Origin of the sequence: Methanosarcina sp. A14 (genome assembly GCF_001729375.1) — an archaeon.
GTDB classification, from domain to species: domain Archaea; phylum Halobacteriota; class Methanosarcinia; order Methanosarcinales; family Methanosarcinaceae; genus Methanosarcina; species Methanosarcina barkeri.
The window spans coordinates 1-6,296 of record NZ_LZPK01000231.1 but is presented as its reverse complement, the minus strand read 5'-3'; the positions used below and the strand labels follow the sequence as shown (position 1 = coordinate 6,296).

Below are 6,296 nucleotides of genomic sequence, written 5' to 3'. Positions count from 1 at the left end.
TTTGGTAAACTGAAAAATGTAAAAAAATCATAAGATGTGGGATAAAACTTTGAATAGTGTGAAGAAAACATAAGCATGAAGCCCGTTTAGACATTATATAATATATGCGTCTGTCAAATTTGGGTTAAAATCTGTAATTACAAGTTATAACTGCTTTAATTCTGTTATTTACACAGTTAACATTCCTTTCTTGTTATTACTCCTATTTTTTAGTAGTTTCTTTTATAAAACGAATTAAATAGGTTGATTTTAAAAATAAACGTTTTTTATAATTATTTATCTAAATTTAATCTAAATAAAAGAACTATTGAAACAAATAGGCAAGTTTAATAATTATAAATCAAATTATGACTTTGTTAACACTTAAAATTAGAATTGCTTAGTAGTTAATTGCTTTTAGTAAACTAGAAGGATTATTAAAATGGTTGACAGCTATACAGATGTACAAACTTATACGACTAAAATGATATTAATTTATCAGCAGTATTTATTTTCTTAGCAACAGCGCTTCTTTTTTCAACTTGAGTTGCACCATTTGGTGCTATTCTAGTAGTGTAATAGCTTTTGTCAACTATTTTAGACAATTTATGAGCACATAGTCTGTATTTGCAGATGTCCTTTTGCATTGGAAATCACTGAGATACAAGGAGATCAAGAGATGGGCAATAATGACAAGGAAGAACCTCCGACTGATCAAAGAATGGTAGATGATGCGTTTCCTGAAAATATAAAAGACGAAGTTGTCGATACAGTTACAAGCAACGAAGAAATCAAAGAAGAGAAATTGATACTTGATGAACCTCTCAATGGGTCGAATGTCGAAAAGTGTACTGAAGAGGAACTCGGAAAAGCTGAAAGTGTAAGCATCAGTAATGATGATATTTTGCAAAATATTACCGATCTTTCGGCTAAAGTAGACTCCCTTAATCAACTCTTTTCCGAAAAAACACAGCATATGGAACATAAGGGAAAAATTATTGATCAAATGCATAAAGAGCTTCAGAAGTATAAGGATGACATTTACTCACAGGTTCTCAGACAAGTTCTTCTTGACATTATTGAAGTTAGAGATAGTATTTTGAGAATAACCGATTTTTACCTCAAGAAGCCTGAAGGAGAAAGGGATATTCCTAACGAAACTTTTGCAGGATATGCTCTTGACATTCAAGATATATTAGATAAAAATGGCGTTGAGATATACGAAAGCAGCCCTGGAGATTCTTTTTTGCCGGTAAAACAACGAGTAATTAAGAAGGTTGTTACTGAAAACAGTGAATTACACGGTAAGGTTGCCGAGTCTCTAAGCTGTGGCTATGACTATAACGGAAGGACTATTTCTGCAGAAAAAATTGCTGTTTATTATTATGAAGAGCCAGCCGAAATAATAACAGAAATTAACACGGAGATGGTACAACATGGCTAAGTATGTCTATGGCATTGATCTTGGTACGACATATTCATGTATTGCGTATGTTGACGAAAGTGGAAGGGCAAATGTTATTAAAAATTTAGAAGGAACAAATACTACTCCTTCTGTTGTTAATTTTGCAAGTCCCAATCAAGTTGTCGTAGGACAGGTGGCAAAGGAGACTGCCGTTATTGACCCTAAGAATACTGTATCACTAGTAAAAACATTGATGGGTAAAAGTAACTTTGCTATAAATTACAACGATGAAGATAAATCTCCTGAAGAAGTATCGGCCTACATCTTGAGGAAGCTTGCAGAAGACGCAGCAAAGGAAATTGATGCAGAAGTAAAGGATGTAGTAATTACGTGTCCTGCTTATTTTGGTACTGCTGAAAGAACAGCGACAAAGAATGCAGGAATAATTGCTGGTCTCAATGTGCTGGAGATTATTAGTGAACCTGTTGCTGCAGCAATTTACTATGGGTGCACTAAAGAACCTGAAGAAAAAACTATTCTTGTATATGATCTGGGGGGAGGAACTTTTGATGTTACTATCATGAGTATTAACTCCGAAAAAATTGAGATTATATGTTCTGACGGGGACCATGATTTAGGCGGAAAAGATTGGGACAGTGCAACCATGCGTTACCTTGCAGATGAATTTGCTTCTCAAAAATCATATGATGGCGATTTTGATGAATACGCACAGCAGGATCTTCGTTTGAAAGCTGAAAAAGCAAAACAGCAACTTTCTGCGAAAGAAAAAACTCCTGTTATAGTTGAGGCAGCTGGAGAAAGAGCAAGAATCGATTTTTCAAGAGAAAAATTTGATGAGATTACTTTTTCACTGTTAAATTCCACCGTTGATAAGACTGATGCTGCTATTGCTGTGGCAGAAAAACGTGGTTTTAAAGTAGATGAAATTCTTTTGGTTGGCGGTTCTACGAGAATGCCACAGGTAACCAGGGTGTTGGAGGAAAAATACGGCATAAAGCCTAAAATCCTTGAACCGGATGAAGCTGTTGCTAAAGGGGCTGCAATTCATGCTGTTAATGTTTACATCAACGACCAACCAACTTTGTCCAAATGGGATGAAGACAATAAAGGCAGTGTGACTTCAGATTCCGTTTTAGATCCATCTAATAGTGTTGAACAATTATCTGTTGACCCAGCGATGATGAGCATAGGTGGAAAAAAGCGTTCGATTGTTGTGGCTACAACTAAAAGTTTTGCTGTAGAGGCAATTGTAAATAAGGAACCAAAATGTTGCAATATGATTATCAAAAACAATTCTATGCCTGATGGTGTCATAACTGTTTCCCAGACATTTGGAACATACATTGCAAACCAGGAAACAGCTGAAATAGTTGTCTATGAAAGCGATTTTATGGATGAGTATTTTGATATCGATAAAGATTACGAGATTGGTACAGCAACCTTAGAATTGCCGGATAACCTTCCTTCTGGTGCGCCAATTGAGATAATATTAAGTCTTAATAGTGAAGGCATTTTGGAAGTTACTGGTAAAGATCTGACAAGCAACAAAGAAATTCATGCAACTATGCAGTCAAAAAATATCATGACCAGTGAAGAAGTTGAGGATTTAAGAAAAAAATCACAGCAAATGGTCTTGATGTAATTACATTTTATCAGCTACAATACTTATTGGGCTTATCCTAAAACTCAAAATCATTTTTTTCAATTTCAAATTTGAAAAATCAATCGAATTTATGATCATGAAAGCGGTTTTTAAATTTCCATATTTAATTATAAAATCGGTTTAAGATGAGCTCATTGGGTTTGCAAGCTAATTTAATTTGGAGGAATAAAAGTGGGTATTAGAGTCGGAATTGACTTAGGTACAACTTTTAGTGCTGTTGCATGTATAGATGAGCAAACTGGGAAACCAGAGGTTATAAAAAATTGTTTTGGCAGTGCTATCACTCCTTCAGTTTTGTGTTTCGAGCCTAATGGGAATATTTTGTATGGCCAAGACGCTAAAAATATGCAAGCGATGGGCGATATCAATACCGTTGCGTTTTTTAAACGTAGCATGGGTAAAGATATGTTTTCTGTAGAGATTAATGGGAAAACATATAATGCAACGGATTTCTCTGCCACATTTCTTGAAAAGATTAAGAAAGAAGCCGAATCACAAATCGGAGAGAAAATTGATGCTGCTGTTATAACTGTTCCTGCTTATTTTACTCATAAAGAGCGTGAAGCCACTATTGAAGCTGGCAAAAGAGCAGGGCTAGATGTCCTTTCAATTATTAATGAGCCTACTGCAGCGGCAATCGCATATGGGTTGAATGGCAAAGATGCAGAGCAAACTGTACTGATATATGACCTTGGGGGTGGAACATTCGATGTTACCATTGCCCGTATCAATAAAGATGAAATTGATATCCTCGGTAGCGATGGTAACCATGAACTTGGTGGCAAAGATTGGGATGATTGTATAGCAAGATACCTGGTAGCTGAATTCCAAGAACGATATGGAATAGACTTAAGCGAGGATAGAGAAATGGTTGCCTCTTTATTGGTAACTGCTGAGAATGTAAAGAGGCAGCTAACAGCAAAAGACACTGTAAGAGTGCCCATTACCTATCAAAGTATTAGAGCTAATATTGAAATTACAGAAGACTTGTTTGAATCTATTTCACAGTTTTTATTAGGAACAACTAAAGAATTGACTGAAGGTTTAATCACTTCCCTCAATTTATCATGGAATAATATCGATGGTGTAATTCTTGTTGGCGGTTCCACAAGAATGAGAATGGTTCATAAGTATGTTGAGAGCATGTCGGGTAAACATCCCCTTTCGGGTGTTAATGTGGACGAAGCTGTAGCTCTTGGAGCAGCAATCAGAGCCAATACTGATGAGAAAGCGAATATAGTTCCTTTGATTGGCGGGTTAATGCATCGTCCAAAAACAAATAAACTGTGCATACAAGGCGCTAAAGCTGTATTTGATGTTACAGCTCATTCTCTTGGAATGATATCTATTAGTCCCGATGGAGAAAAATACATTAACAGCATCATTATTAAGAAAAATAGTAAAGTTCCAGCAGAGAATACAAGATCATTTAAGTTTAAGACAAGAACTAAAAATAACGAACTTGAAGTATATATTTTGCAAGGCGAATTTGAAAGACCCTTAGATAATACGATTATCAATAAATATGTAATAACAGAAATCGAAAGAGTTTCCTCATCTACTTCTTTTATTGATGTGACATATCAATACACCTCTAATGGTGTTGTTGAAGTATCAGCGGTTCAACAAGAAAACCATAAGAAATTGCCAATTAGAATTGAGCCGATACCCGAAGATATGGATTGGACTGACAGGTCACCAAAAGATCAAGCTGGTAACGCAGAGGCTCCGAATGTTGAGATCATTTTAGCAGTTGATTTATCTGGAAGCATGTATGGCAAGCCAATTAAAAAAGCACAGCAAGCGATGCATGATTTTGTAGCCAAATTAGAAGAAGGTAATACTAAAATTGGTATTCTTGCATTTGCCAATAAGGTCAAATGTGTATTGCCGCTTGATACAGATTTTAATAATGTTAATGATGTAATATCAAAATTAAGTGGTGTGAAAGTAGGTGGTGGAAATTCTGCAGAACCATTTACAACTGCTTTAACCCTGTTAAAAGGAAACCTTTCTGAAAATGAGGGCGAAGTATGCTATATTATTGTGCTTACTGATGGCGAGTGGTACCATCAGAAAAGGGCAATAAGCGCAGCTAAGCAGTGCCATGAAGCAGGCATAGAAATTATTGCATTGGGGTTTGGAAATGCAGACTATGAGTTTCTAAAACAAATCGCATCTATAGATGAATTTGCTTCTATAACGAATTTGACTGAACTATCTGGTTCATTCTCTAAGATTGCCCAAGCAATCAGCGACTATGCTACTGGTTTGAAAGTAATGTAATTATAGAGTAAGGGTAGTGCTTTCATGAAAGAGAACTACTATTTGTTATTAGAGTTAGATTTTGACCCTGCCGTGGAGGATCAAGCTATTATAGACCAGAGAATTGAAGATAAGGTTAAATTTTGGTCTCGTAATTCTAACCATTTCAAAAAAGGCGCAGAATACAAGATGTATCTTGAAATGCTCCCCGAAATAAAAAGAATAATGAGCGATCCTGTTGAGCGTAAAAGGGAAGCTGCTTCTGCGTGTAGTATCGTATATGATCCAATAGATCAAGATCTAAAAATACTTGGTACAGCTGGGAAAATTGACGAAAAAGTAGTCGAAAATTATGCAAATACGAAAAAGATATCCGTGAACGTAGTTAAAAAAAGAGTTTCTGCTCTTGGAATAAAAATAATCCCGAAGGTTGATTTCCAGATAACTTATGACAAGTATTATAAAAATAAGCCTAAGAATGTTGAAGCATTTGATGGCATGAAGACTTACCTTAATCCATTTAATAAAGATGATTTTTATGCTTTCTTAAATCCCGGTACCTTGCAGAATATGGACAAACTGCCATGCGATAAGCTCAAACAACTAGCACAGGAAAAAAAGAAAAACGAGTTCTATAAAAATGATACTTACAGTAGTGCTGGTAAAAAAGTCTGCGAAGCTTGTGAACTGGCTTTCAAGGACGAAAGCAGTAAAACAATTTATGACGATTACTTAGCATGGTGTAAAAGAAGAAGTATTTTAGATAACGCAAAAGAAATTGCAAAGATCACAGATAAAAAAATGTCTGATGAACAAGGTGATATTTACATTGGGAAATTAACTGAGCTGCTCAAGGATAGAACACTGGCGGAAAATATTTTCATTTCCTTCTGTAAAATTGAGAAAATTGAATACAATCCAGATTTATATAATCCAGGTAAGAAAGAAGAGAAAGCAAGGAAA

Annotated in this window: 4 protein-coding genes; all 4 read left to right on the top strand. The window is 35.4% G+C overall.

The annotated features are described in order from the left end of the window. The first annotated feature begins 658 nt into the window (after positions 1–658). Positions 659–1,423 carry a nucleotide exchange factor GrpE gene (grpE, locus tag A9239_RS11330; RefSeq protein ID WP_048155771.1) on the top strand — a complete coding sequence of 255 codons (765 nt, stop codon included), beginning with the start codon at positions 659–661 and terminating at the stop codon, positions 1,421–1,423. Continuing rightward, the gene (locus A9239_RS11325) at positions 1,416–3,047 is read left to right on the top strand and encodes an Hsp70 family protein (RefSeq protein ID WP_048116752.1); all 1,632 of its coding nucleotides are present in this window, start codon (positions 1,416–1,418) and stop codon (positions 3,045–3,047) included. The genes grpE and A9239_RS11325 overlap by 8 nt, the downstream gene beginning before the upstream one ends. A 192-nt stretch (positions 3,048–3,239) precedes the next feature. Further along, positions 3,240–5,354, top strand: coding sequence for an Hsp70 family protein (locus A9239_RS11320; protein WP_048116754.1), 2,115 nt, complete (start codon positions 3,240–3,242; stop codon positions 5,352–5,354). Between the two features lie 24 nt (positions 5,355–5,378). Beyond that, the coding region (locus A9239_RS11315; RefSeq protein ID WP_141706438.1) for a hypothetical protein at positions 5,379–6,296 on the top strand (918 nt) is incomplete at its 3' end.